At 65.0% G+C, this 25,157-nt stretch carries 22 protein-coding genes; 11 read left to right on the top strand and 11 right to left on the bottom strand.

Going from position 1 to position 25,157, the window contains the following annotated elements; genetic code table 11:
* Window positions 1-34: 34 nt before the first annotated feature.
* Window positions 35-2,404: a phosphoribosylformylglycinamidine synthase subunit PurL gene (purL, locus tag KJJ24_RS11600; protein WP_214338883.1), complete on the top strand. Its 2,370-nt coding sequence runs from the start codon at window positions 35-37 to the stop codon at window positions 2,402-2,404.
* A 46-nt stretch (window positions 2,405-2,450) separates the two neighbouring features.
* Complete coding sequence (gene purF, locus KJJ24_RS11595; RefSeq protein ID WP_250545023.1) at window positions 2,451-4,013, top strand: amidophosphoribosyltransferase; 1,563 nt, start codon at window positions 2,451-2,453, stop codon at window positions 4,011-4,013.
* 34 nt (window positions 4,014-4,047) lie between these two features.
* On the opposite strand, the gene KJJ24_RS11590 is transcribed toward purF, so the two are convergent.
* Genes KJJ24_RS11590 through KJJ24_RS11575 form a run of 4 tightly spaced genes read right to left on the bottom strand, consistent with a single transcriptional unit; the run spans window position 4,048 to window position 8,599 of the window.
* The gene (locus KJJ24_RS11590) at window positions 4,048-4,932 is read right to left on the bottom strand and encodes a hypothetical protein (RefSeq protein WP_214338881.1); all 885 of its coding nucleotides are present in this window, start codon (window positions 4,930-4,932) and stop codon (window positions 4,048-4,050) included.
* Window positions 4,932-6,785, bottom strand: coding sequence for an aspartate kinase (locus KJJ24_RS11585; RefSeq protein ID WP_214338879.1), 1,854 nt, complete (start codon window positions 6,783-6,785; stop codon window positions 4,932-4,934). The genes KJJ24_RS11590 and KJJ24_RS11585 overlap by 1 nt, the downstream gene beginning before the upstream one ends.
* Before the next feature lie 48 nt (window positions 6,786-6,833).
* A complete protein-coding gene (gene holA, locus KJJ24_RS11580) occupies window positions 6,834-7,835 on the bottom strand; it encodes a DNA polymerase III subunit delta (protein WP_214338877.1) in 1,002 nt (333 codons plus the stop codon).
* Window positions 7,836-7,855: 20 nt separating this feature from the next.
* Window positions 7,856-8,599: a type II toxin-antitoxin system Phd/YefM family antitoxin gene (locus tag KJJ24_RS11575; RefSeq protein WP_214338875.1), complete on the bottom strand. Its 744-nt coding sequence runs from the start codon at window positions 8,597-8,599 to the stop codon at window positions 7,856-7,858.
* A 122-nt stretch (window positions 8,600-8,721) separates the two neighbouring features.
* On the opposite strand from KJJ24_RS11575, the gene KJJ24_RS11570 reads away from it, so the two are divergent.
* The 3 genes from KJJ24_RS11570 to KJJ24_RS11560 are packed head-to-tail and all read left to right on the top strand — an operon-like array spanning window position 8,722 to window position 11,777.
* Window positions 8,722-9,369, top strand: coding sequence for a precorrin-8X methylmutase (locus KJJ24_RS11570; RefSeq protein ID WP_250544708.1), 648 nt, complete (start codon window positions 8,722-8,724; stop codon window positions 9,367-9,369).
* Window positions 9,370-9,396: 27 nt separating this feature from the next.
* On the top strand, window positions 9,397-11,385 hold the full coding sequence (locus tag KJJ24_RS11565; protein ID WP_214338874.1) for a tetratricopeptide repeat protein: 1,989 nt from the start codon (window positions 9,397-9,399) through the stop codon (window positions 11,383-11,385).
* Window positions 11,385-11,777: a DUF6165 family protein gene (locus tag KJJ24_RS11560; protein WP_214338872.1), complete on the top strand. Its 393-nt coding sequence runs from the start codon at window positions 11,385-11,387 to the stop codon at window positions 11,775-11,777. The genes KJJ24_RS11565 and KJJ24_RS11560 overlap by 1 nt, the downstream gene beginning before the upstream one ends.
* On the opposite strand, the gene mutS is transcribed toward KJJ24_RS11560, so the two are convergent.
* Entirely contained in the window at window positions 11,778-14,519 is a 2,742-nt protein-coding gene (gene mutS, locus KJJ24_RS11555; protein ID WP_214338870.1) for a DNA mismatch repair protein MutS, read from the bottom strand.
* A 125-nt stretch (window positions 14,520-14,644) separates the two neighbouring features.
* Between mutS and psbZ the strand changes: the two genes are divergently transcribed.
* Entirely contained in the window at window positions 14,645-14,833 is a 189-nt protein-coding gene (psbZ, locus tag KJJ24_RS11550; protein ID WP_214343613.1) for a photosystem II reaction center protein PsbZ, read from the top strand.
* Window positions 14,834-14,883: 50 nt separating this feature from the next.
* The gene (ribH, locus tag KJJ24_RS11545) at window positions 14,884-15,363 is read left to right on the top strand and encodes a 6,7-dimethyl-8-ribityllumazine synthase (RefSeq protein ID WP_214338868.1); all 480 of its coding nucleotides are present in this window, start codon (window positions 14,884-14,886) and stop codon (window positions 15,361-15,363) included.
* A gap of 1 nt (window position 15,364) precedes the next feature.
* On the opposite strand, the gene KJJ24_RS11540 is transcribed toward ribH, so the two are convergent.
* Window positions 15,365-15,826: a clan AA aspartic protease gene (locus KJJ24_RS11540; protein WP_250544705.1), complete on the bottom strand. Its 462-nt coding sequence runs from the start codon at window positions 15,824-15,826 to the stop codon at window positions 15,365-15,367.
* 29 nt (window positions 15,827-15,855) lie between these two features.
* Between KJJ24_RS11540 and rfbA the strand changes: the two genes are divergently transcribed.
* Genes rfbA through KJJ24_RS11520 form a run of 4 tightly spaced genes read left to right on the top strand, consistent with a single transcriptional unit; the run spans window position 15,856 to window position 19,556 of the window.
* Complete coding sequence (gene rfbA / locus KJJ24_RS11535; RefSeq protein WP_214338866.1) at window positions 15,856-16,725, top strand: glucose-1-phosphate thymidylyltransferase RfbA; 870 nt, start codon at window positions 15,856-15,858, stop codon at window positions 16,723-16,725.
* A complete protein-coding gene (gene rfbC, locus KJJ24_RS11530) occupies window positions 16,725-17,330 on the top strand; it encodes a dTDP-4-dehydrorhamnose 3,5-epimerase (RefSeq protein ID WP_214338864.1) in 606 nt (201 codons plus the stop codon). The genes rfbA and rfbC overlap by 1 nt, the downstream gene beginning before the upstream one ends.
* A 14-nt stretch (window positions 17,331-17,344) precedes the next feature.
* Window positions 17,345-18,244, top strand: a complete 900-nt coding sequence (gene rfbD / locus KJJ24_RS11525; protein WP_214343609.1) for a dTDP-4-dehydrorhamnose reductase — start codon at window positions 17,345-17,347, stop codon at window positions 18,242-18,244.
* A complete protein-coding gene (locus tag KJJ24_RS11520; protein ID WP_214338862.1) occupies window positions 18,231-19,556 on the top strand; it encodes a sugar transferase in 1,326 nt (441 codons plus the stop codon). Before rfbD ends, KJJ24_RS11520 begins: the two co-directional genes overlap by 14 nt.
* Here the strand turns inward: KJJ24_RS11520 and KJJ24_RS11515 are convergent.
* The 5 genes from KJJ24_RS11515 to KJJ24_RS11495 are packed head-to-tail and all read right to left on the bottom strand — an operon-like array spanning window position 19,537 to window position 25,157.
* Entirely contained in the window at window positions 19,537-21,111 is a 1,575-nt protein-coding gene (locus KJJ24_RS11515) for an HAD-IB family hydrolase (RefSeq protein WP_214338861.1), read from the bottom strand. The two genes, KJJ24_RS11520 and KJJ24_RS11515, sit on opposite strands and share 20 nt — an antisense overlap.
* Window positions 21,111-21,545, bottom strand: a complete 435-nt coding sequence (locus KJJ24_RS11510; RefSeq protein ID WP_214338858.1) for a GtrA family protein — start codon at window positions 21,543-21,545, stop codon at window positions 21,111-21,113. The genes KJJ24_RS11515 and KJJ24_RS11510 overlap by 1 nt, the downstream gene beginning before the upstream one ends.
* Window positions 21,542-22,852 carry an NAD(P)/FAD-dependent oxidoreductase gene (locus tag KJJ24_RS11505; RefSeq protein ID WP_214338857.1) on the bottom strand — a complete coding sequence of 437 codons (1,311 nt, stop codon included), beginning with the start codon at window positions 22,850-22,852 and terminating at the stop codon, window positions 21,542-21,544. Before KJJ24_RS11505 ends, KJJ24_RS11510 begins: the two co-directional genes overlap by 4 nt.
* Complete coding sequence (locus tag KJJ24_RS11500; protein ID WP_214338855.1) at window positions 22,852-23,790, bottom strand: NAD(P)-dependent oxidoreductase; 939 nt, start codon at window positions 23,788-23,790, stop codon at window positions 22,852-22,854. Before KJJ24_RS11500 ends, KJJ24_RS11505 begins: the two co-directional genes overlap by 1 nt.
* Window positions 23,790-25,157 carry an FAD-binding oxidoreductase gene (locus KJJ24_RS11495; protein WP_214338853.1) on the bottom strand — a complete coding sequence of 456 codons (1,368 nt, stop codon included), beginning with the start codon at window positions 25,155-25,157 and terminating at the stop codon, window positions 23,790-23,792. The genes KJJ24_RS11500 and KJJ24_RS11495 overlap by 1 nt, the downstream gene beginning before the upstream one ends.

Genomic DNA, 25,157 nt, shown 5'->3' with positions numbered 1-25,157 from the left:
CTCAGCGAGAGTGGATTGATCTGCTCCGTTGGTTGTGGTCGCCGCTCCCGAGTACGCCTCCCTCACTTACTCCGTTCCCGACGCCCTCAAGAAGGAGAACCTCAGCCAGGCCGATTACGACGAGATCTGCCGCCGCCTCGGCCGCGCCCCCAACCGCGCTGAGCTGGGCATGTTCGGTGTGATGTGGTCGGAGCACTGCTGTTACCGCAACTCCCGGCCCCTGCTGCAGGGCTTCCCCACCACCGGCCCGCGCATCCTGGTGGGTCCCGGCGAGAACGCCGGCGTGGTGGATTTGGGCGAGGGCCAGCGCCTGGCCTTCAAGATCGAAAGCCACAACCATCCCTCGGCCGTGGAGCCGTTCCAGGGGGCTGCCACAGGCGTGGGCGGCATCCTGCGCGACATCTTCACCATGGGCGCCCGCCCGATCGCCCTGCTCAACGCTCTGCGTTTCGGCCCGCTGGAAGACGAGCGCAACGTGGGCCTGATGGAGGGCGTGGTGGCTGGCATCGCCCACTACGGCAACTGCGTGGGTGTGCCCACCGTGGGCGGCGAGGTGGCGTTCGACGCCAGCTATTCCGGCAATCCCCTCGTGAACGCCATGGCCCTGGGGCTGATGGAAACCGATGAGATTGTGTGCTCCGGCGCCGAAGGCGTGGGCTATCCGGTGGTGTATGTGGGCAGCACCACCGGCCGCGACGGCATGGGCGGCGCCAGCTTTGCCAGTGCTGAGCTCACCGAAGCCTCCCTCGACGATCGCCCCGCTGTGCAGGTGGGTGATCCCTTCCTGGAGAAGGGCCTGATCGAGGCCTGCCTCGAGGCCTTCCAAACCGGCGATGTGGTGGCCGCGCAAGACATGGGCGCCGCCGGCCTCACCTGCAGCTGCTCGGAGATGGCCGCGAAGGGTGGCCTGGGCATCGAGCTGGATCTTGATCGGGTGCCCGCCCGTGAGGCGGGCATGACCCCCTACGAGTTTTTGCTCTCTGAATCGCAGGAGCGGATGCTGTTTGTGGTGAAGCCCGGCCGCGAGCAGGCGCTGATGGAGCGCTTCAGCCGTTGGGGTTTACAGGCGGCCGTGGTGGGCCGCGTGCTGGAGGACAACATCGTGCGTGTGCTCCAGAACGGTGCCGTAGCCGCCGAGGTGCCCGCCAGCGCCCTGGCCGACGACACCCCGATCAACCGGCACGAGCTGATCAGTGAGCCCCCGGCTGAGATCCAGGCCCACTGGCGCTGGAGCGAGTCTGAACTCCCTGCAGCGGGCCCCGCCGGCATCACCCCCGCGGGTGGCACCGCCCTCAGTTGGAACGCGGTGCTGCTGCAGCTGCTCGATGACCCCACCATCGCCTCCAAACGTTGGGTGTACCGCCAATACGACCACCAGGTGCAGGCCAACACCGTGGTGCCCCCTGGCGGCGCTGATGCGGCGGTGGTGCGCCTGCGGCCCCAGGCAGACACCCAAGCGGCCAGGCGCGGTGTGGCGGCGGTGGTGGATTGCCCCAACCGTTGGGTGGCGCTCGATCCCGAGCGCGGCGGCATGGCGGCCGTGGCTGAGGCCGCCCGCAACCTCAGCTGCGTGGGTGCCGAGCCCCTGGCCGTCACCGACAACCTCAACTTCCCCTCCCCCGAAACTCCCACCGGCTACTGGCAGCTGGCCCTGGCCTGCCGCGGCCTCTCGGCGGCCTGCTCAGTGCTTGATACGCCCGTCACCGGCGGCAACGTGTCGCTCTACAACGAAACCCGCCTGCCCGATGGGCGCATGCAGCCGATCCACCCCACGCCGGTGGTGGGCATGGTGGGGTTGGTGCACGATCTGGCCCACGTGCGCGGCCAGGCCTGGCGCGATGGCGGCGATGCGATCTGGTTGCTTGGGGCTGGGCTGGAGGCGGGGGAGGCTCCCGCCGATCCCCGCCTGAGCCTGGCCGGCAGCAGCTATCTGGAGCAGGTGCATGGAGCCGTTACGGGGCGCCCGCCCGAGATTGATCTGCCGCTGGAGCGCTCAGTGCAGGGCTTCCTGCGCCAGGCGATCGCCGCCGGCCTGGTGTGCTCCGCCCACGACCTCAGTGATGGCGGTTTGGCTGTGGCCGCCGCGGAAGCCTGTATCGCCAGTGGATTGGGTGCCCATCTGGAGATCCCTGCCAGCACCGCTCGGGTGGATCGCTTGCTTTTCGCTGAGGGCGGTGCCCGCATCCTGGTGAGTGTGGCTCCGGCTCAGGGCGCTGCCTGGCAGCAGGCGCTCGATGCCGCAGGCGTCCCCGCCCAGTGCCTGGGTGTGGTGGCCGCTGAGGCTGAGCTGCAGATCCAGCAGGCCGGTCAACCCTTGCTCAAGCTGCCCGTCGCCCAGCTCGAGGCCCAGTTTGAGCAGGCCATTCCGCGCCGCATGGGCGTGGATCTGCCGCCAACGAGTTGACCGTGGCTAGCCCAACCCTGAACGCTCCAGCATGAGAGCAGCGCTGATGCACAATGCTGAAACAAACCAAAAGGTGGGAACTGCGGTGACCGACGTGCACTCCGTCTCGCTTCCCACCCCCGATCAGATCAGCGCCGAGCGCCCTGACAAGCCGGAAGAAGCCTGCGGCGTGTTTGCCGTGCTGGCGGCTGATCAGCCGGTGGCCAACCTCACCTACTTCGGTCTTTACGCCCTGCAGCATCGGGGCCAGGAGTCGGCCGGGATCGCCGTGTTTGATGCCGAGCCCGGTGAAGCGGCCAGGCCCCAGGTGCGCATGCACAAAGACATGGGCTTGGTGAGCCAGGTGTTCGATCAGAGCGTGCTGGAGCGCCTGCCCGGACAGCTCGCCATCGGCCACAACCGCTACTCCACCACCGGCAGCAGCAAGGCCTGCAATGCCCAGCCGGTGCTGCTCAACACCCGCCTCGGCCCGCTCGCCTTTGCCCACAACGGCAATTTGGTGAATGCCGGCGAACTGCGCGAGGCCATTGCGGCCGATATTCCTGAGGCGGAGTTCACCTCCACCACCGATTCTGAGCTGATTGCCTTTGCGATCCAGCACGCGGTGAACCAGGGGCTGGGCTGGGAGGCGGCCATCCGCGAGGCCGCCAGCCGCTGCCGCGGCGCCTTCAGCCTGGTGATCGGCACCCCCGAGGGGCTCTATGCGCTGCGCGACGGCCATGGCATCCGGCCGCTGGTGTTTGGCCACATGGGCGAGCAGAGCGAGGCCCAATGGGTGGTGAGCAGCGAAAGCTGCGGGCTCGACATCATCGGCGCCAGCTTCGATGGCGATGTGGAGCCCGGCGAGATCATGCATTTCCGCCTCGGGGATCCCGAGCCCAGCCGCAGCCGCTGGATCACCGAGCCCGCGAAGCTCTGCGTGTTCGAGATGATCTATTTCGCCCGGCCCGATAGCCGCTTTTTCGGCGAATCGCTCTACAGCTACCGGGTGCGCATCGGTGAAGTGCTGGCGCGTGAAACGCCTGTGGCGGCCGACATCGTGATTGGTGTGCCCGATTCCGGGATCCCGGCTGCGATCGGCTACTCGCAGCACAGTGGCATTCCCTTCGGTGATGGTCTGATCAAAAACCGCTACGTGGGCCGCACCTTCATTCAGCCCACCCAGGCCATGCGCGAGGCCGGCATCCGCGTGAAGCTCAACCCCCTGCCGGATGTGCTTGCCGGTAAGCGTGTGGTGGTGATCGACGACTCGATCGTGCGCGGCACCACTAGCCGCAAGCTCGTGGCCGCCATCCGTGATGCGGGCGCCACAGAGGTGCACATGCGCATCAGCTCACCGCCGGTGACGCACCCCTGCTTCTACGGCATCGACACCGACACCCAAGACCAGTTGATTGCGGCCCGCCTCACCCTCGAGGAGATCGCTGCTCATCTGGGGGTGGATTCCCTGGCCTACCTGAGCAAGGAGGGCATGGTGGAAGCGGCCCAGGCCAATGCCGGCCACTTCTGCACCGCCTGTTTCGATGGCGCCTATCCGATCGAAATGGATGAGAGCGTGAGCGGCAGCAAGCTGATGCTCGAACCCAAAGGGATCGCCGCCACGGTCTGAGAGTCTTGCTTTGAAATCGGATTCAGTTCCAGTCTTAGCTGGCTGCCTGGTGTGGAAGTGTCTTGATCAATGGCAGAAAAGAAGGATGACCATGTTCAACACTGAGAAACTTCCAATATTGGATACTGGGTTTCATGACTGGAAAAAATTTAAGTACTGTTAGTGTTGCAGCTGTTTCAAGTGGTCCAACGAATCCTTCGCGTGGCAATGATAAATCTCTGAGTTTTTCAGCTTGATCTCGGCTAACGCAGAATGTACCAGAATGTGGATTATCTGCTATATCAAAGCAAACAAAATCTGAACCTCTAAATTGACCATTAGCAGCATTTTTCTGTGGATTTGTAAACCTATTAATGAAGTCTGGTCTTAATGATCCGTCGACAATGAGTGTTTCTAGTGAACCCTGATCAATGCGTTCATATCGGTGTGGCATTAGGGAGCAATTATGACTTGTATTATGTATAAACCATTTCTGCTTATCGAAGAATAATCTATCATTTATAATGATATCATCTTCCATGTAGAATAGAAGATCGGCATCTGTTTCATTCTTTATAAGATAATCTCTGCATTCTAATGGTAGTTCACGAGGATTTTTTAATTGTTTATCTGAAATGGTTATATTGTTTTTATAAATATCGAGAGTATCCTGCAACCTGTTGATGCCGTCGGTGAAGACGTGTATAGATATTTCTAGTTGTTCCTCTTTGTTTTGCCAATGCTCAATGCTTTTTTGATTAATATTGAGTAGGCAGGTTTCTTGCTTCCGCTGCAGATCGAGCAGTGCCGTGATACAACGCGCAAGAGCAATGCTTCGTTGTAGTTTTGCTCCGCTTCGTAGCGATCCGTAGCCATTGGGGTTATCCCCTGGATCCGTGTGTTCGCGGAAGTAGTGAGGGATGCAGACTTGAACTCGCATCAGATTGATGCCTCCGTGCCCTCTGCCTGATGCTGCACGGCGCCGCCAAGCCCAAAGGCGGCGTGCACCACCTGCAAGGCTTTCACGCCCTCGACCTCCGGCACCACGCAGCTGGTGCGGATTTCGCTGGTGGCGATCATCTCAATGTTCACGCCCGCTTCCGCTAGGGAGCGGAACATGCGCGCTGCTGTGCCAGCAGTGCAGGGCATCCCGGCACCCACGGCGCTCACCCGGGCGATGGCGATGCCTTCGTCGAAGCTGGCTCCAGGCCATTGGTTGAGCAGCGGCTGCAGCACGTTGCGGGCGCGTTCGAGATCGTCGCGTTTGAGGCAGAAGCCCATGTCGCGGCTTTGCTGATCGCCATCGCCGTGGCTGCGCTCCGATTGCACGATCGCATCGAGGCTGATGCCGGCATCGGCAAGCACACGGCACACGGCCGCGGCGGTGCCGGGTTTATCGGGGATGCGGCGCACGGCCACCTGGGCTTGATCCCGGTCGAGCGCCACACCGCGCACCTCGGGTGCGCCGGCGCCGGATGGGGGTGGGTTGAGATGCAACTGCCGCTCGCCCAGCTCAAAGCATTGGGCTGCGGCCTGCAGGGCTTTGCTGCCTTGGTGACCGGCCACCAGGCAGCTCACTTTCACTTCGCTGGTGGCGATCAGGCGCAGGTTGATCCCCCCCTTGGCCAGGGTGTCGAACAGGCGGGCCGCCACGCCGGGGCGCCCCATGATTCCGGCGCCGGCGATGCTCAGCTTGGCCATGCCGCCCTCAGCGCTGATCGTGGCGCTCTCGGCGCCGGGGCCCATGGCCGCCAGCACTTCGCGGCACACCAGCTGTGCCCGATCCAGCTGTGCCTCGGCGACGGTGAAGGCGATGTCGTTGGTGAAGCCGCAGTGGTCGCCGCTGCAGGCGGCGTCGGCTTCGTGGGTGGATTGCACGATCAGATCCACGTTCAGCCCTGCGGCGGAGAGCGCTTCAAACAGCTGGGCGGCCACGCCGGGGCGATCGGGCACATGGGCCAGGGCCAGCACGGCCTGGTCGGTGTCGAGCTCGGCGCCATCCACGGGCTTCCCCAGCTCCAGACCCTCCCCGCTGCCGCGGCGGCTCGCGGCATCGCTGGTGAGCAGGGTGCCGGGCTGATCGCTCCAGCTGGAGCGCACCACCAGTGGCACGCCGTAGTTGCGGGCGATCTCCACAGCGCGCGGATGCAGCACGGCCGCGCCCAGGCTGGCCAGCTCGAGCATCTCGTTGCAGGTAATCGTGTCCATCAGTTGGGCATCAGCCACCTTGCGCGGATCGGTGGTGAGCACCCCGGGCACATCGGTGTAGATCTCACAGGCATCGGCGCCGAGGGCCGCTGCCAGGGCTACCGCCGACGTGTCGGAACCGCCGCGGCCCAGCGTGGTGATCTCGGGCAGACCGCTGAGGCCGCTGCTGGTGCCCTGGAAACCAGCCACCACCACCACGTTGCCGTCACCCAGTAGGCGCTGCAGCCGGTCGGTGCGCACCTCGAGGATGCGGGCACGGCCGTGGGCTGATTCGGTGAGGATGCCCACCTGCGGACCGGTCATCGACACGGCTGGCACCCCCAGGGCATGCAGCGCCATCGCCAGCAGCGCGATCGACACCTGCTCGCCGGTGGCCAGCAGCATGTCCATCTCCCGCTGGGGAGGCGCGCTGCTGATCGCCCGAGCCAGGCCCGTGAGCTCATCGGTGGTGTGGCCCATGGCCGACACCACGATCACCAGATCGTGGCCGGCCTGGCGGCTGGCGGCGATGCGCTGAGCCACGGCCTGGATCCGTTCCACATCGGCCACGGAGGTGCCGCCGAACTTCTGGACCAGCAGGGCCATGACGCGCCGATAGAGCGTTAACGGCTGATTGTCCTACGTGGCGCTGTTTCAGCTCGTGAGCAGGAAACCATCGCGGAAGGCATCGCCTGGATTGCCGCCGCGCTTAAGGGCGGCTTCTACCTCCAGCAGCTGGCGCAGCAGCGCCAGAAAGCGCGCGGGTTTGCGGCCGCGGATCTGTTTGCGCATCACATAGATGCGTTTGGGGTTGCCGATGCCGGCGGCTTTGGCGATGGCGTTGACATCGTTATCGCCTTGCTGATCCAGCAGGCTCACCCACAACCAGCCGCGGATCTGCCCGCAGAGGGTGGCCACGATGCGCAGTGCCGGTTCGTTGGCGGCCAGCAGGGCATCCACCAGCGCCACGGCTTCGGCGGGGTTGCCCGCGAGCAGGGCGTCACCCACCTGCAGGGCATTGGTGGCCTGGCTGCCCACGAGGGCAGCCACGGCCGCAGCGGTGATCGGTGGTTGGAGGGCCTGGCTGCCTGTCTCTGCCCCCACGTAGAGGGCCAGCTTCTCCAGTTCGCTGGCCAGTCGGGCACTGTCGCTGCCGATGGCGTCGCTGAGGGCTTCGGCGGCGGCGGGTTCCAGCTGCAGCCCCAGCTCCCGGGCCGTGCGCTGCACCAGGTCGATCTGGCCGGCGCCATCCCACACCGCCGGCAGCTGGAAGCTCTGCTCGCGCGCTTCGCCCGCCTTCACCAGCTTCTGCAGGGCTTTGGTGGTGCGCAGGCGAGCATCGGGCTTGCCGCTGTTCACCAGCAGCAGGTGGCAGCTGGCGGGGATCAGGGGCAGGGCTGCCTCCAGTTGCTCCGCCAGCTCCGCCGGGCACTGGTTGCAGAAGGGGCTGCGCTGCAACACCACCACCCGATCCCCTCCCCCGAAGGGCGGCGTGCGGGCCTCCCCCAGGGCCTGAGCGGCCTGGCCCGCTTCGTTGCCATCGAGCCGGGCCAGGTTGATGCTCTGCCAGGCCGGATCGGTGTGGTGGCTGATCAACGTCTCCACCGCCCGCGTGCGGGCCGCTTCGTCGTCGCCCCAGAGCAGATGGATCGGCACGGCAGTACTGCAGCGGGCGCTCAGATCCGTCGGGCGCTGAGCACGGGGTGTTGCCCAGTTTGGGCGAGGGCAGGGTGATCGGTGATCAGCACGGTGGCTTCGGCGGCAATCGCCGTGGCCAGTTCGATGGCTCGGATCTCATCGAGTTGGGGTTCCTGGCGCTGAAGCCGCGCTGCGGCGACCACCAAGGTCCCATCGGCAGGCAGCTGCAGCCATTGCTGCGGGTTGGTGAATGCGGTGGCATACCGCTGCGCCAGCAGCTCATCCCCCTGCGCCAGGGGCCCCTCCATCACCCGCGCCAGGCTCACGCTGCTGATCACGCCTTGCCAGGTGCCCTGGGCGATGCCCTGCATCAGGGGCTGCAAATAGGTGCCGGTGCCTTTGGCATCTGCGAGGAAGGCCACCAGGGCAGAGCCATCCAGGGCGATGCGGCTGCCCTGCACCAGCTGGTTGGGGCGGAAATGGTCGCTGGGCTGCGCGCTGATCGCTGGAGCTCGAGGGTCTGGCGTGGCCGGATGGCGTTGGTTGGGATCCCAGGTGTTGCGCCCGCTGCCCTGCAGGCTCATCAGGCTTTGGATCTGCCGTTGCCGTTGCAGGGGATCCGTGGGCGACTGGCCCCCCAAGGGCATCAGGGCCGCCATCGGCTTTTTGTGGCGTTGGATCACGAACTGCTCACCGCCTGCCGCCCGCTCGAGCAGCTCGGGGAGCCGCCGCCGGGCTTCTTCCACCCCAAGCGGAGACGCCGCGACGCTTGGGGTGGCCATGTGTGATGCCAATTGCTGTACAGACTGTACGGAGTACTGGGTGATTGCGCTTGGCGTTTCATCGATCGAGCCCCGCGCCACAGCTGATCACGCTGTAGGAAGGCGTCAGCCTGCATGCCGCTTTGGATCATCCGATCTTCACGGAGAGCATTCGCTTGATCCGTGCTGCCTTGGCCGATCCGCAGGCTGCAAACGGCTTTGAGCTTGCCTCGTTACCCCTTTTGGAGCAGGAGGTGCTGTTGCGGTTGATCCACAGCAGCGGTGATCTGAGCCTGGTGGCGGATGTGTGTTGGTCGGAAGGCGCCTGCCAGGCGGGGCTCCAGGCTCTGGCAGCGGGTGCTGCGATCCTCACCGATACCGCCATGGCGGCCGCGGCGGTGGCACCGATGGCGCGGCGCACGTTTGGCAACAGTGTGCGCAGCGTGCTGGATTGGGCCCCTGCCCAGGCCCCTGCTGGCAGCACCAGGGCAGCGGTGGGGATGGAGCGGGCTTTGCACGAGCACCACCGGGCTGTGGTGCTGATTGGCAGTGCACCCACGGCTCTCGAGCTGTTGCTGGAGCAGGTGACGGCCGGACGCTGCAGGCCGCCGGCGCTGGTGGTCGGCATGCCTGTGGGCTTTGTGGGGGTGGCGGAGAGCAAGCGCCATCTGGCTGAGAGTGGCCTACCTCAGATCCGCCTGGAGGGCAGCCGTGGCGGGGCCGGATTGGTGGGGGCCGCCGTGAACGCCCTGTTGCGCCGGGCTTGGCTGGATCAGCAGAACGTTCGTTGATAATGATCGAAAGCTGATCATGTGCTGGTGAGTCGCGGATTTCAACCCAGCCGCTTCTCGTTGCGGAAGAACGCTCGCTCAGCCGAGGGTGTAGCAAAACCTGAGGTTGGTTTATCTGAACTCCAACGATTGGTTGAAGATCACGTTGCCGGCCGGCTCAATCATCCCTTATCGGCCTATCGCCAGTTGTATGACCGTGGTCTTCAGCATCCGGTTCTCAGCCTGAATTTGGCTCAGCTTGAGCTCGCCTCAGGTGCATTGGATCGTGCCGAACACCTGCTGGATCAAACTTTGCAGATGCAGGCTGATTTGGCCGCCGCTTGGGCGTTGCAGGGAACGGTGAAACGCCGGCGTGGCGATCTTCAGGCTTCGATTGATTGTCTGCGCCGTGCCCTTGAGTTGGATGCGGATCTTTTTGCTGCTTGGCTCACTCTTTCGGTGGTGTTGCATGACCAAACCAGCTATCAGGATGCCTTGAGTGCCTGTGAGCGCGCCTTAACGCTGGATCCTCGTTCTGCGGCTGCACATGCCAATGCTTCGATGATCCAATTGGCTTTGGGGCATTTCTTGGCGGCTGAACAATCAGCACGTTTAGCTGTAGAACTTGATCCTTTGCTGCCTGAGGCGCATCTCAACCTTGGCAACGCTTTGCATGCACAGGAGCAATGGCAAGACGCGATAGCTGCCCACCAAGAAGCCATTCGCTTGCGACCCCAGTTTCCACCAGCTCTGTCCAGCCTTGGCAATGCGTTGCGTGCGGCTGATCGTCTTGTTGAGGCGGAAGAGGCTTTCCGCCGGGCTATTAATCTCGATTCTGACTATTTCCAGGCTTATTCCAATCTTGCAATCACGCAACGAGCGCTGGGCCAGTTGGATGAGGCTCTGCAAACTTGTCAGCTAGCGCTTGAAAAATCTCCACTCAATGCTGATATTCATAGCAATCTTGGTGTGATCCAGCATGAGCGCGGTGCCTGGTGTTTAGCGGAAGCGTCGCTGCGGCGTGCCTTAGAGCTTGCACCGCACCACGCAGAATCTCACTTCAGTTTGTCGGCGGTTCTGCTTCAGCAGGGTTTGTATGAGCAAGGTTGGAAAGAATATGAGTGGCGTTTTACCCATAATGCGCGTCATCCAATTGTGCGTGAGCTGCCTGGTCATGCGCTTTGGCTGGGGCCGTTAGAGCAACCGAAACTGCAGGAGCTTGTGTTGCTGCATGAGCAAGGCCTTGGTGATAGTTTCCAGTTCATTCGCTTTGCGCCGTTACTGCGTGAGTTTGCACAGAGCATTGTGATGACTTGCCCCAAGCCGCAGATGTCGCTTTTTGCGGCGTCGGGCCTTGTGGATCGAGTTGTGCCCTTGGATGCGGATCCGGATCAGTTTTCAGAGCAGGCTGCTTGGCTTCCGTTGATGAGTGTGCCTGGCTTGTTGGATGTGCCTGAGGGTAAATTTGCTGAGCGCATTCCATTTCTCCCAGTTGATCCTCAGAGGCGCTTGTTTTGGCAAGACAAGCTTTCCGCTGGTTCTGATCTCTTGATTGCTCTCAATTGGCAGGGTAATCCTGAGCATGAAAAAACAACATCCAGAGGTCGATCGATTCCGCTTGAGGCATTGGCACCGCTGGCCGCACTACCCGGGGTTCGTTTCCTTTCGCTTCAGAAGGGTTATGGCAGCGAGCAGCTTGCTTCTTGCAGTTTCCGGGATCGCTTTGTGGGCTGCCAAGCTGAGATTGATGCGGCCTGGGATTTTGAAGATGCTGCGGCCCTGATGGATTGCGCCTCCGTGGTGATCAGTTCTGATACATCTGCTGCTCACCTTGCGGGGGCAATCGGGGCTCGTTTGTGGATCCCCCTCAAGCGTGTTCCGGAATGGCGCTGGGGAGCAGAGGGTTCCACTACACCTTGGTATCCAAGTGCCACATTATTTCGCCAGAAGGTTGACGGCGATTGGTCGGCACCGGTGGAGCAGATGCGGCGTGCTTTAGAGCACGAGATAATGACGGATATCTCCGGCGCCCGCTGATGGCTTTGCTGATTCCCGCATCGGTGGGCGAGCTGATCGACAAGATCACGATCCTGGAGATCAAACGTGAACGCATCGCCGATCATGCCAAGCAGCAGAACATCGAACGCGAACTGGTGGCGTTGATGGGTGTGGTGGAGCAGCAACACCTGGGCTACCCCAGTGGTGCCTTGGCGGAGCTCGGTGGGCAGCTGGCTGCTGTGAATGCACAGCTTTGGACGATCGAAGACGACATCCGCGAGTGTGAGCGCCAGAACGACTTTGGAGCCAGCTTCATCGAGCTGGCCCGGGCGGTGTATTACCGCAACGATGAACGGGCAGCGCTCAAGCGCCAGATCAATGCTCTGTGTGGATCGGAGCTGGTGGAGGAGAAGTCGTACGCGGCCTATTGATCAGGCCGCCGCAATGTGACTGTTGGCCTCGATTCGGCCCAGCACCTGCCGGGCCCGCAGCACCACGGCCGGGGGCACGCCGGCCAGGCGGGCGGCTTCGATGCCATAGCTGCGGTTGGCGCCGCCGCTCACCACGCGGTGGAGGAAGCGCAGGTCTTCACCGGTGTCTTCCACCAGCACCTGGGCGTTGGCCACGTTGCTGAGCTGATCGGCCAATTCATTGAGCTCGTGGTAGTGGGTGGCGAACACGCTGCGGGCACCGATCTCACCCGCCAGGTATTCGGCCACGGCCCAGGCAATCGAGAGGCCATCGAAGGTGGCGGTGCCGCGGCCGATCTCATCCAGCAGCACCAGGGAGCGCTCGCTGGCGTGGTGAAGGATGTTGGCGGTTTCGGCCATTTCCACCATGAAGGTGGATTGGCCGGCGGCCAGATCGTCGCCGGCACCCACCCGCGTGAAGATCCGATCGGTGATCCCGAGCCGGGCGCTGCTGGCTGGAATCCAGCTCCCGATCTGGGCCATCAGCTGCAGCAGACCCGTTTGGCGCAGGTAGCAGCTCTTGCCGCTGGCGTTGGGCCCGGTGAGCACGAGCAGATCCGGATGGCTGCGGTTGGGTGATTCAGCAGCGGTGGAGCCGAGCTGGATGGTGTTCGGGGTGAAGGGCTCCTCCACCAGCAGTTGCTCCACCACCGGGTGACGGCCGGCCTCGATCTGCAAGAGCCGCGCTTCCGGTCCTTCGGGATCGGTGAGCTCGGGTTTGCAGTAGCCGCTGGTGGCGGCCACGTCGGCCAGGGATGCGATCGCATCGAGCTCGGCCACCAGCCGCGCGGCGGCGCGGATTGGGGCGGCCTGGTCGCCCACGCGGTTGCGCAGTTGGCAGAAGAGCTCATATTCCCGTTGGGCCGCTCGCGCCTTGAGTTGCAGGATGCGCCCCTCGCGGGCCTTGAGCTCGGGGGTGACGAAGCGCTCTTCGTTGGCCAGGGTTTGCCGGCGGATCCAGTGCTCCGGCACGCCCCGCGCTTTGGCCTTGCTGACCGCCAGGAAATAGCCAAAGGTGCGGTGGTATTGCAGCTTGAGGGTGCTGATGCCGCTGGCGCTGCGCTCGGCCGCTTCCTGTTCGGCCAACCAGGCCTCCTGATCATCGAGCTGGTTGCGCAAGCCATCGAGCTGGGCATCCACCCCGTCGTGGATCAGGCCGCCTTCGCTGAGGCTCAGAGGAGGGGTGTCGAGCAGGTGGTGGCGCAGTTCGCTCGCCAGGGCTTCGAGTTCAGGCCAAGGGCGCGCCAGGGCCAGCAGGGGCGGGCTGGACACCTCGCCGCTGTTGATCAACGCCGCCAGCTGCGGCAAGCGCTCGAGGCCATCGGCCAGGGCCACCAGATCACGGGCTGAGGCGGTGCCGGCACCGGCGCGGCCCGCCAGCCGTTCGAGATCGCCCATGGGGCGCAGCAGCCGGCGCACACCCACCCGCAGCCGCCGGCTGGCCACCAGCTCACTCACGCCGTTTTGACGGGCCAGGATCGCGGCCCGCTCCACCAGGGGCCCTTCAATCCAGCGGCGCAGGCAGCGCCCGCCCATGGCGGTGTGGGTGCGATCGAGAGCCCAGAGCAGCGAGCCGTGCAGCCCGCCGCCCAGCTGGGTGCGGGTGAGCTCCAGGTTGCGGCGGGTGGCGGCATCAAGCACCAGCTGATCGCCCGCCTGCCAGGTGGTAGGCAGTTCCAGGGGCACGCTGGTGCCGGGCTGGGTGTCGTCGAGATAGCGCAGCAGCCCACCTGCGGCGCGAAGGCCCAGCGGCATTTCGCCCAGCCCCAGACCATCGAGGCTGGCTAGCCGGAAGCGTTTCAGCAGCGCGGCCCGGGCTTCCGGTGCCGTGAAGGGGGTGCGCGGCAGGGGCGTGAGCCGCAGGGCGTCTGGGCACCAGGCCGGTTCACCATCGCCAGGCCAGAGCACCTCCGCGGCCTCCACCTGCAACAGCTCCTGATGCAGCAGATCGCTGCCATCGCGTTCGGTGACGCGGAATTCACCGGTGCTCACATCGGCCACCGCCAGCCCCCAGCGCGATTGCTCACACACCACCGCGCACAGCCAGTTGTTACGGCGGGCGCTGAGTAGCCCCTCCTCGAGCACCGTGCCGGGGGTGAGCACGCGTGTGATTTCGCGCTTGAGCAGGGCGCCTTTGGCTGGGGTGCTCTCCACCTGATCGCACAAGGCCACGCTCAGGCCGCGGCCCACCAGTTCGGCGCAGTAGCGCTCGGCGGCGTGGTGAGGGATGCCCGCCATCGGTACGCGCCCCACCGCCTTGCCCCCTTCCTTGCCGGTGAGGGTGAGCTCCAGCAAACGCGACAGCTGGATGGCGTCTTCAAAGAAGCATTCGAAGAAGTCGCCCAGGCGGTAAAGCAGCACCCGTTCGGGATGGGCCGCTTTGAGCTCCACGTAGTGGCGCAGCATCGGGGTGAGCTGCTGCGCCTCCACCAGGCTGTGGTGGTGCCAGGGGGGAAGGTCGTCGGCTTCGGCTTCGGCTGGATCGCCTCCGCCTGCGGCAGTGCTGGCTAGGGCCGAGCTTTGTTGCGCTTGGCGCTGGCGTGGCCGGCGGGTGGCATCCGCCGCGAGGGCGGCTTCATCGAGTGGATCGCAGCTTGCTGGATCGCCACCAGGGCCGCTGGCTGGTTGGGGCGCCGCCGATTCCAGGCCAAACAGCATCCCCTGCAGGGCCAGCTCCGGCTGCTGCGAGGACGACGCGGCCAAGGCGCTCAGGCGGGTGCTTGATCGTAGGCGCCACAACTTGTGAAGGAACCCGCTGGCGCGGCATGCTCGGCCGGAACCTGCGTGGGAGAATCCACCAACTGCTCGGCCGGCGCCGCCGCTGTTCCATGACGATCCTCAACACCCTCACCGTTCTGGCACTGGTGGTGATGTCGTTCGCCCTGATCGTGGCTGTGCCCGTGCTGTACGCCAGTGAAGACACCAGCGGTCGCTCTAACCGCCTGATCCTGCTCGGCGGCTTGGCTTGGGTGGCCTTGGTGCTGGTGAACTGGGGCATGAGCTACTTCGTCGCCTGAGGCGCCGACCCTCAGATTCGTAGGCTGGCGCCAGTGCAAGGCCAGCTCGCGTGACCGTTTTTGAAGGCCAGTTCGTCGGAGCGCAGTCGTTGCGGATCGCCGTAGTGGTGGCCCGCTTCAACGATCTGGTGACCGCCAAGCTGCTGAGCGGTTGCCTCGATTGCCTGTCGCGCCATGGCATCGATATCTCGGCATCCAGCACCCAGCTCGACACCGCTTGGGTGCCCGGCAGTTTTGAAATCCCGCTGGTGGCGCAGCGTTTGGCTGCCAGCGGCCGCTACCAGGTGGTGATCACCCTCGGTGCGGTGATTCGCGGCGATACCCCCCACTTTGATGTGGTGGTGGCAGAGGTGAGCAAAGGCGTGGCCGCCGTGAGCCGTGACACCGGTGTGCCGGTGATCTTTGGTGTGCTCACCACCGACACGATGCAGCAGGCCCTCGAGCGCGCTGGCATCAAGAGCAACCTGGGCTGGAGCTACGGCCTTCAGGCGATCGAGATGGGCAGCCTGATGGCGGCGCTGCCGGGCTGATTCACTTGGCCACGCTCAGCGGCAGGTTTGGATTCTCCGGATTCACGCTCAGCCGCTGAAGCTGCGGTTGCAGCACCAGGTCCATGTCTTCCATGGGGATGGCTCCCAGCAGCACCTCATCGCCGAGCACCATCGCGCCGGTGAAACAGCGGCGATTGGCAAAGCGCACTTCGACAGGTCCCATATAAGGAACGCTGCGTCGGCGGCCGTCAGCCAGCACCACCTCCCGGCGCTCCAGTTCCCTGAGCTGCAGTTGCAGGGCGACATGTTCGGGAAGGCAGAGGTGCACAGCTCCCGAGTCGGCCAGAGCCCTCACATGGAGACCCTGCTGCTCCGGATGTGTGGGGTTCAGCAGCCGCAGGCTGGCGTAGATCAAGCCCATCAGTGTGCGCTCCTGAAAACGTAGCTGGCTTTCAAGGGTTGAATGCCACCGCTGTTTCAGCCTCTCTGGGAGCTGCTGCATGCGAGCATCCACGCAGCAGTCTCGCTTCGATGACCCAGGCACGTAAGGGCATCATCCTGGCGGGTGGCAGCGGCACGCGCCTCCATCCGATCACGCAGGCAGTGAGCAAACAGCTGCTGCCGGTGTACGACAAGCCGATGATCTACTACCCGCTCAGCACCTTGATGCTGGCGGGAATTCGCGAGGTGTTGATCATCACCACTCCCCACGATCAAACCGCCTTTCAGCGGCTGCTGGGAGATGGAGCTGCTTGGGGGATGCAGATCCACTACGCCGTGCAGCCCAGCCCGGATGGTTTGGCCCAGGCCTTTCTGATCGGTGCTGATTTTTTGGCGGGAGCTCCTGCCGCGCTTGTGCTGGGCGACAACCTCTTCCATGGCGACACCCAGTTGGGCAGTGCGATCGGTGCGGCTTCAGGGGCCACGGTGTTTGCCTATCCGGTGCGTGATCCGGAGCGTTATGGCGTGGTGGAGTTCGACACCACCGGCCGGGTGCTCAGCATCGAAGAGAAACCAGCCCAGCCCAGGTCGCGCTATGCCGTAACCGGCCTCTATTTCTATGACGACTCGGTGGTGGAGCGTGCTCGCCGGGTGCTGCCCTCCGCGCGTGGTGAGTTGGAGATCACCGATCTCAATCGCCAATACCTTGATGAGGGTTTGCTCCAGGTGGAGCTGATGGGTCGCGGCATGGCCTGGCTCGACACCGGCACCTGCGACTCCCTGCACGAGGCCTCCAGTTACATCCGCACGCTCGAGCACCGCCAGAGCCTCAAGGTGGGCTGCCCTGAGGAGGTGGCCTGGCGCATGGGCTGGATTAGCGCTGAGCAGCTAAGTGAGCTGGCTCAGCCGCTACGCAAGAGTGGCTATGGCAACTATCTGCTGCAGCTGCTGGAGGCCTGATGAACGCTGAACGCCTCCACACGGCCGCTGGCGCCTCGATGGCGGGCCCCCTGCTGATCACCCCGCGCGTGTTCGGCGACGATCGCGGCTTCTTTTTCGAGAGCTGGAACCAGCGGGCTTTTGCGGCGGCTCTCGAGGCCGATGGCCAGCCGGTGGCTGACTTTGTGCAAGACAACCACTCTCGCTCCAGCTGCGGTGTGTTGCGCGGGCTGCACTATCAGCTACCGCCCCATCCCCAGGGCAAGCTCGTGCGCTGCGTGCTGGGCGAGATCTTCGATGTGGCTGTGGATATCCGCCGTGGTTCGGCCAGCTTTGGCCAGTGGGTGGGTGTTCGCCTGAGCGCAGCCAACCATCAACAGCTCTGGGTGCCGGCGGGTTTCGCCCACGGTTTTCTCACCCTCAGTGAGCACGCTGAGGTGCTTTACAAAACCACCGATTTCTGGAGCCGCGACTGCGAGCGTGCCATCCGCTGGGACGATCCCCAGGTGGCGATCGCTTGGCCGCAAGGCCAGGGCGCACCAGCCCCTGCGACACCGCTGCTCTCCGATAAGGATGCTGTGGCGCCGCTGCTGGCTGATCTCACGGATCAGGATTTGTTCCGCTGATGGGTGCAGCAACCATGAAGGTGATCCTCACCGGTGGAGCCGGCCAGCTGGGCCAAGCGCTGCGCCGCAGCGTGCCTGCCGCGATCGGGGGCCGTGCTGTGCAGCTGATCACCACCACCCGCACCGGTGGAGAGGGCGCGATTGCGTTGGATTTGGCGGATGCGGCTGCCTGCAGGGCCCTGGTGGCGCAGCAGCAGCCCGATTGGCTGATCAATGCCGGCGCTTACACCGCTGTGGATAAGGCGGAACGTGAACCGGCGTTGACCCAGGCCGTGAATGCCGCCGCTCCCGCAGCTTTGGCTGAGGCGTTGGCCACCACAGGCGGGCGGTTGCTGCAGGTGAGCACTGATTTTGTGTTCAACGGAGCGCAGGGGTCGCCCTATCGCCCTGATCAGCCGGTGGATCCGCTGGGTGTCTACGGCGCCTCCAAAGCTGCTGGCGAAGCCGCCGCGAGCGCTGCCCTGGCGGCCGAGCGGCTCTGCATCCTGCGCACCAGCTGGGTGTACGGCCCCGTGGGTCAAAACTTTCTGCTCACCATGCTGCGCTTGATGGCCGAGCGAGAGCAGCTCGGGGTGGTGGCGGATCAGGTGGGCTGTCCTACCGCCACGGCGGGATTGGCTGGTGCCTGCTGGGCTGCGCTGGAGCAGGGCATCAGCGGCATCCATCACTGGAGTGATGCCGGTGCAGCCAGCTGGTACGACTTCGCTGTGGCCATCGCTGATCTGGGCCAGGAGGCGGGCTTGCTCACCAACCCGGCGCGGATCGATCCGATCACCACGGCTGACTACCCCACGCCTGCGCAGCGTCCCAGCTATTCACTGCTGGATTGCACGGCGACACGCCGGGCCTTGCAGCTGCCGCCCCTGCATTGGCGGGCTGCTTTGCGGCAGGTGATCAGCGATGTCGTGGCGTAATCCGCGCCGCATTTTGTTGGCGTGTGCCGGGCTGGATCTGGCCGGGCTGCTCGGGCTGTTGGCTCTGATCAGCTTGTTCAAGCCGCTGCCGGTGTTCCCGCAGTTGGGATGGTTGGCGTTCACCGCCCTGGCCTATCTCGGGCTCGGCTGGTTGTTTGGCAGCTACACGGTGTTGCGCTGGCGGCGGTTGCCCCTGGCGGCGGTGCTGCAGCGGGTGTTGATCACCGGTGTGGTCACCTTGGTGGTGGTGGCCTTGGCGCGGTTGTTTCTGAACCCACCGGATGCGGTGTGGCTGGTGCATCGCAGCACCCAGGCCGCTTGGTTGCTGCCGTTGATGCTCTGGTCGCTGTTGATGCGGGGCCTGTTGCGCCGGGGGGTGTTGCTGCCGCCTGAGGCCCAGGTGGCGCTGGTGGGTCCTCCGGGCGAGCTTGAGCCCGTGCTGACTGCCTGGCGGCGCACGCCAACACCGGTGCGCCAACCGCTGCGCTGCCTCAGCTTGGAGCAGGCGCTTGAGCTGGCGCCACCGGTGGTGCTGGCGCTGGCGCCATCGCTGGAGCAGAATCTCCAGCAGCGCCGCTTGCTGGAGCAGCTCGAAGAGCGCGACCCGCGCGACACCAGCCTCACCACCCCGCTCAATTTGTTGGAGCGTCAACTGGAGCGGTTGCCTCCCGCTCTGGTGCCGGAGCCCTGGCTCAACTATCAGGAGCTGCCCTGGAACCGGGTGTTCAGCCTGGAGCGTCAGCTAAAGCGGGTGGCCGATCTGCTGGTGGCGGCTGGCTTGCTCACCCTCACCAGCCCATTGCTCCTCGTGGCGGCGCTGCTGATCTGGCTGGAGGATCGCGGGCCGGTGTTTTACGTGCAACAGCGCAGCGGCTGGCTGGGACGCTCGTTTCAGGTGCTCAAGCTGCGCACGATGCAGGTGGCTCCCGCTGATGCGCCTCCAGCCTGGACCGTGCCAGGCGATCGCCGCATCACCCGGGTGGGCCTGTGGCTGCGGCGCCTGCGCCTCGATGAACTGCCTCAGCTGATCAATGTGCTCAGCGGTGATATGAGCCTGATCGGCCCTCGGCCAGAGCGGCCGGAACTGGAGCAGGAGCTGGAGGCCCGCATTCCTCACTACCGCAAGCGCCACTGGATGCGCCCTGGCCTAAGCGGCTGGGCTCAGGTGTGCGCGCCCTATGCCGCCAGCGTGGAGGATTCAGAGCTGAAACTCTCCTACGACCTCTACTACCTCAAGCACTTCAGCACCTGGCTGGATCTGATCATTCTGTTTCGCACGATCAAAACGGTGCTCAAGGCGGGGGGGCGCTGATCGGTGCTACCCGTAGCCAGCTTGCAAGGGCGGCTAAGGCGGTGATCAGCCACACGCTGCAGAGGCGGCGCAGGATGGCGATGCTCAGCCCCAGGGAGACGGGGATGCCCGCTTGCTGGAGCAGCAGCGTGGTGGCGGCTTCATTCACCCCCAGGCCCCCTGGCAGCAGTGAGGCCATACCGGCGGTGCCCGAGAGCAGATAGGTGCTGATGGCTTGGCCGGCGGTGAAGGCTGCGTTGGGGCTGATCGCCTGCACCAGCAGCCACAGGATCATCGCCTCTAGGCCCCAGATCCCCAGGCTCAGGCCACTGGCGGGGAGGCAAGCCCGCGCTAGGCGGCCGCTGGGCAGGTGGTGTTGCCAGCGGGAGCGTTGGCGCCAGAACCAGCGGCCCAGCGCCAGGGTGAGCACCACAGCAAGCCCGCTGATGCCGAGCGCGATTGGCGCTGGTGGCCCCAGGCGTTGCAGCAACTGGCCTGGCACCAGTAGTGCCAGCCACACCACCACGGCGGCCGCATCGCAGAGGCGCTCCGCCAGGAAGGCGTGCAGCAGGGGCTGGCGCGGGTAGCCCAGCTGCTGGCGCAGTTGTTGCACGCGCGAGAGTTCTCCCAGCTTGCCGGGGGTGGCGGTGAGGGCAAAGCCTTCAAACCACATCCAGGCTTCGCGGCGGCTGGGGCGGCCGATCCTTTCGGCGCTCAGCAGCAGCCGGAAGCGCAGATAGCGGCCGGCGTAGCTGAGCGCCAGCACCGCCAGGATCGCGGGCATCCAGGCGGGAAGCTGCCTGAGCCCATGGATCAGGCTGCTTTGGGTTGCGGGATCCAGCTGCAGCAGGCCGGCCAGGGCCGAGAGCAGCAGCAGGAAGGCCAGTGGTGCCAGCCAGCGCTGTAGGCCTGGTGCTGGTGGGTAGGGGCGGCTGCCGGCGCTGAAACTACGCCAGTGGGGATGTGCTGCACTCTGCAGCAATTCACGGTCGCCGCGGCTGTCGCCGTAGGCATGCAGCTCGGTGTGGCTGAGGGGCTCGTGGTTGAGCCAGGCCTGCAGCCGGTGGATCTTTTCGGGGCCCTTGCAGTTGGCGGAGTGGAGCTGGATCGGTGCGTTGCTGCAGGGATCGCTGGTTTCGGTGGCGATCAGCTCCACCCCCAATCGCTGGGCGATCGGTTGGAGCAGGCAGCGCGGTGAGGCCGACACGATCACCAGCCGGTGCCCCTGCTGGCGGTGCCACTCCAGGCGGGCCAAGGCTGCGGGCCGCAGCTGCCGCCAGAGCGCGTTGGCCAGGCTGCGCTCAAGCAAGGCGGTGCGCTCCTCAGGGGTGCGTTGTTGCATCGCTGGGGTGAGCAGCCGCTGCAGCACCACTTGCTTGAACCAGGCAGTGCTGCGCTGGCCGCTCTTCCAGAGCAGCAGGGCTGGCAGCAGCAGCAGGCCATCGATCAGCTGCCCCAGGGGGGAGCGCACCAGGTGGTGCAGGATCAGCAGCGTGTCGCCCGCGAGCAGGGTGCCGTCGAAATCGAAGGCCGCCACAGGTGGAGATGCGGTGGCCCTGGGGCTGGCTCCGCTCATCAGCGCTGGCGGAACGAGATGTGTTTGTGGCCGAAATAGCTGCTTAGCACCGGTACTGCCACGCCGATGCCATGGGCGATCAGATCGCGCAGCACCACGATGCCGAGCAGGGGCAACAGCCAGTTGCGCAGGCCCACGCTCACCAGCCAGGTTTGCAGCACCGCAAACAAATTCACCAGGGCGAAGGCAGCGAAGGAACGGCGCACGCTGGTGCGGCTCTGCAGAAACACAAACTTCCGCGCCAGCACATAGGCCGTGAGCATGCCCACGCCGTAGGCCAGCAGCACCGCCAGCTCAAAGCGCAGCAGCTGCGAGAAGCCCACGCGGCTCACCACATTCACCAGGGCGGCTACACCGCCGGTGATCAGAAACAGCAGAAATTCCCGCCGGGGTGAATGGGCGGCAGGGGCCTGGGGCCGGGTGGTGGAGGTCATCGCCTGTCGGCCTGCAATGCCCGAACCACTTGCCGGGCCAGCTCGCGCCCGTAGCCCACGCTTTCGGCGATGCCGCGATCTTCCGGGTAGTACACAGTGGTGTCCACAGTGGTGATGCCAGGTAGGGGCTGCAGCGGCGGCAGGCTCTGGTGGAAGTGGGTGCCGCACACGGGCTGGGCGTAGCGGTAGCGGCTGCAGTGGGCCGCCAGCACATCGGCGCGGGCTAGATCGGGGTTGATTGCTTGTAAACAAGCGATTGAATCGGCGATGAAGGCCTCATCCGGGCGTTGGTAATCCGGGTGGCTGGCGGGCATGTAATAAGGCACATAGGTGATGTGCCCTTGCAGCGGCCGCAGATTCGAGAACTCGATGATGCCGGGGATGGCAAAGCGCTCGTCGTTGATGTTGGTCCAGAAGTTGCCGGTGATCGGCTGGCGGGTTTGCAGCACCACGCAGGCGCATGCCACCGACAGCTGATCGCTGTAGCGAGCCACCAGGGCCGGATCGGCGCCGCCGGCTTGCAGCATCGGCGCCACTAGGGGCAGCGGCACGGTGGAGATCACCGCATCGAAGTGGCGCTCGCCAGCTGGGGTGCGCAGCACAGCTCCTTGGCCAGGGCCCTGGGAGCGCATCGCCAGCACCGGGCTGGCGAGCTGAATCTCACAGCCCAGCTCCCGCAGGCGCTGCTCGAGGGCATCGATCCAGCGCTGGGAGCCGCCTTCCAGGTAGCCGAGGGTTTCTTTCAGCCAGCGGCGTGATTGCCCCAGGCGGCGGATGCGGCTCCAGATCCAGGCGGCGGAGAGCGTGTCGCTGTGCTCGTAAAACTTGTAAGCAAACAGCTTTTGCCAAAGCAGCGCATAGCCCTGGGGGCCCAACCAGCGCTTGAGCCAGTCGGTGGCGCGGATGTCATCGAGGTGCTGCCAGCGGCGCAGGCTGAGGCAGCGGGCCGCGTGCAGCAGATAGCGGAGGCGGGTAAGCAGGGGTAGCCGGCGGAAGCTGAGCACTGAGCCGGCACTGCCCCAGCGGTAGAGGCGCCCATCTACAAAGAAGCCCATGCAGGTTTGCTTCCAGCGCAGCTGATCCGCCAGGCCCAACTCTTCCAGCAGCTCAAAGAAGGCCTGATCGCTGAGGCAATGGAAGTGGTAATAGCGCTCGAGGGTCTGCCCGGCGAACTGGAAGCTGGCGGCCATGCCGCCAAGGCGATCGTCGGCCTCCAGCAACACCGGCTTGGCGCCTTCCAGGGCTAGTTGATAGGCCACAGCGAGGCCCATGGGGCCGCCGCCCACCACCGCAATCGTTGGCGCCATCAGAAGGGAATCACCACCTGGGAATAGTGCGGATCCTGATAGGTGATCCGCAGGGCATCAGCCAGCGTTGTGGGCTGCACCGAGAAGATGCCGGGCCAATCGATCACGTCGAATTCATCGCCAGCGGTGAGGGCGGTGAGCTGGGAGCGGGTGAAGGCCGGCTGGCGGCTGATCAGGGCCCAGAGCTGCAGCAACCAGCCAAACAGTGGGATCGGCAAATGGACGATCCAGGGGCGGGCATGCACGGCCTGGCGCAATTGGCGCATCAGGCTGATGTAGCTCACCTGCTCCAGGCCAGTGATGTCGTAGCTGCCACTCAGGCCCGGCTGCTCAAGGCAGCTCTGGATCACCTGGCAGAAATCCCCCACATACAAGGGTTGGCGGATGAAGCGGCCGCTGCCGGGGATCGGGAACACGGGCAGCTTCTGCATGAAGCGGGCCAGCCAGCCCAGATGCTTGCGATCAAACCAGCCGAACATCAGGGTGGGGCGCAGGATCACCACACCGGGCCAGCTGCGTTGCACCAGCTGCTCCTGGGCGCGCTTGGTGGTGGTGTAGAGGTCGGTGGCCACCGAGTTCACCACCGAGCTGCTGATGTGAACCAGCCGCGGGATGGCCTGGCGCTTGAGCTGCTCGAGCACCACCTCGGTGGTGCGGATGTTGTTGCGCTCGAATTGGCTGGGATCGGTGTTGCCGATTTCGGCCTGAAGCATCACGCAGGCGTCGCAGCCAGCCAGGCGCTGCGGCCAGCTCACGCCGCTGGTGCTGGTGAGGTCTTCGCAGAGAAACTCCACCGCGGGGAAGAGCTTGCGGCCGGCTTCCACAGCTTCGCGTTTCTTGTCTACCACCAGCAGCTGCCAATCGGGGTGCTGCTGCTGGAGCAGGGCAATCAGGTTGAGTCCCACTAGGCCGGCCCCGCCGGGAAGAAACACCTTCATCAGAGCTTCACGCGACGGGCCAGATCGGAGCTGAACACACCGCGAGGATCCAGCAGAGATCGCTGCTGGCGCCACTCATGCAGGCGTGGATAGCTGCGCTCGAGCATGGTTGCAGATTGGCGCGAGTCTTTTGCTAGGTAGAGCCGTCCGCCAGCCTCCGCTACTTGCTCATCGAGCTGATCGAGCAGCGCAAACAGGCCGGGCACCGCGGCCGACACATCGGCGGCCAGCGTCCAGCCCGGCATCGGGAAGGAGAGGGGACCGGGGTTTCCTGGCCCGAAGCGCTTGAGCACCGTGAGGAAGCTGGGGGCACCGATGCGGCGCAGAGCTTCGAGGGTGGTGCGCACCAGATGGGCCGCGGCATCCGGAACAGCGAACTGGTATTGCAGGAAGCCGGCTGGGCCGTAGATGCGGTTCCAATTGCTCACCCCATCGAGGGGGTGGAAATAGGGGCTGATCGCCTGCAGCTCGCCTTCACGTTGTTTGGGGGCCTTGCGATACCAGGCTTCGTTGAAGGCCCGTACCGTCCAGGTGTTGAGCAGGCCGCCCGGCAGCAGGGAAGGGGCACCGGCCAGTGCTTTGGGGTCGTACTGGAGCGGGTCGGCGGTGTTGCCCTGCTGGGCCTCCACCTGTTCACGGCTGGCGTGATCACCGCAGGTGAGCACACCGCGGCCGTCGGGGTTGAGGCTGTCCACCCAGGCCACGCTGTAGCGGTAGCGGGCATCGGCCTCCACCATCGCGGCCATCAGGGCATCGAGGTCGCGGTAGCGGGTGGTGTCCACGCTGATCAGCGAGCTGCTGATGGGGATCAGGTGGAAGCAGGCCTCCACGATCACGCCGGTGAGGCCCATGCCGCCGGCGGTTGCCCAAAACGCTTCAGCGGTGGCGGGATCGCTGGGGCTGAGCTGGCGCAGCTGGCCGTTGCCATCCACCAGCTTCAGCCAGTGCACATGGTTGGCAAAGCTGCCTTCGCCGTGGTGGTTTTTGCCGTGCACATCGGCGGCGATGGCGCCGCCCACGGTCACGTTGCGGGTGCCGGGTGTCACGGGCAGGAAGAAGCCCGCCGGCACGATCACCCGCAGCACAGCGTCCAGGCTGGCGCCGGCACCGCAGGTCACGCAGCCGGTGGCGGGATCGAGCTCGATGTGATTGAGCTCAGTGAGCTCCAGCACGCTGCCGCCATCGCACTGGGCGGGGTTGCCGTAGGCGCGGCCGAGGCCGCGGGCAATCAGGCTGGCGGGGCCGGCTGCCGCCACAGCGCTCTGGATCTGCTCCACGGCAGTGGGGGTGTAGAGCACGGCCGTGGAGGGATCGGTGCGTCCCCAGCCGGTGAGGGATTCGCTGTGGCCGCTGAGGGTGCTGGTCAT

The sequence above is a fragment of the Synechococcus sp. LA31 genome (genome assembly GCF_018502385.1).
Classification (GTDB): domain Bacteria; phylum Cyanobacteriota; class Cyanobacteriia; order PCC-6307; family Cyanobiaceae; genus Vulcanococcus.
The sequence above is the reverse complement of the archived record's forward strand: the minus strand, read 5'-3'. Positions and strand labels throughout refer to the sequence as shown.

Coding starts and splice junctions, on each gene's coding strand:
- purF (WP_250545023.1), top strand. CDS start 2,451: ATGCACAATGCTGAAACAAACCAAAAGGTGGGAACTGCGGTGACCGAC.
- KJJ24_RS11590 (WP_214338881.1), bottom strand. CDS start 4,932: ATGCGAGTTCAAGTCTGCATCCCTCACTACTTCCGCGAACACACGGAT.
- KJJ24_RS11585 (WP_214338879.1), bottom strand. CDS start 6,785: ATGGCCCTGCTGGTCCAGAAGTTCGGCGGCACCTCCGTGGCCGATGTG.
- KJJ24_RS11575 (WP_214338875.1), bottom strand. CDS start 8,599: ATGGCCACCCCAAGCGTCGCGGCGTCTCCGCTTGGGGTGGAAGAAGCC.
- KJJ24_RS11560 (WP_214338872.1), top strand. CDS start 11,385: ATGGCTTTGCTGATTCCCGCATCGGTGGGCGAGCTGATCGACAAGATC.
- psbZ (WP_214343613.1), top strand. CDS start 14,645: ATGACGATCCTCAACACCCTCACCGTTCTGGCACTGGTGGTGATGTCG.
- KJJ24_RS11540 (WP_250544705.1), bottom strand. CDS start 15,826: ATGCAGCAGCTCCCAGAGAGGCTGAAACAGCGGTGGCATTCAACCCTT.
- rfbA (WP_214338866.1), top strand. CDS start 15,856: ATGACCCAGGCACGTAAGGGCATCATCCTGGCGGGTGGCAGCGGCACG.
- rfbC (WP_214338864.1), top strand. CDS start 16,725: ATGAACGCTGAACGCCTCCACACGGCCGCTGGCGCCTCGATGGCGGGC.
- rfbD (WP_214343609.1), top strand. CDS start 17,345: ATGAAGGTGATCCTCACCGGTGGAGCCGGCCAGCTGGGCCAAGCGCTG.
- KJJ24_RS11520 (WP_214338862.1), top strand. CDS start 18,231: ATGTCGTGGCGTAATCCGCGCCGCATTTTGTTGGCGTGTGCCGGGCTG.
- KJJ24_RS11515 (WP_214338861.1), bottom strand. CDS start 21,111: ATGAGCGGAGCCAGCCCCAGGGCCACCGCATCTCCACCTGTGGCGGCC.
- KJJ24_RS11510 (WP_214338858.1), bottom strand. CDS start 21,545: ATGACCTCCACCACCCGGCCCCAGGCCCCTGCCGCCCATTCACCCCGG.
- KJJ24_RS11505 (WP_214338857.1), bottom strand. CDS start 22,852: ATGGCGCCAACGATTGCGGTGGTGGGCGGCGGCCCCATGGGCCTCGCT.
- KJJ24_RS11500 (WP_214338855.1), bottom strand. CDS start 23,790: ATGAAGGTGTTTCTTCCCGGCGGGGCCGGCCTAGTGGGACTCAACCTG.
- KJJ24_RS11495 (WP_214338853.1), bottom strand. CDS start 25,157: ATGACCAGCACCCTCAGCGGCCACAGCGAATCCCTCACCGGCTGGGGA.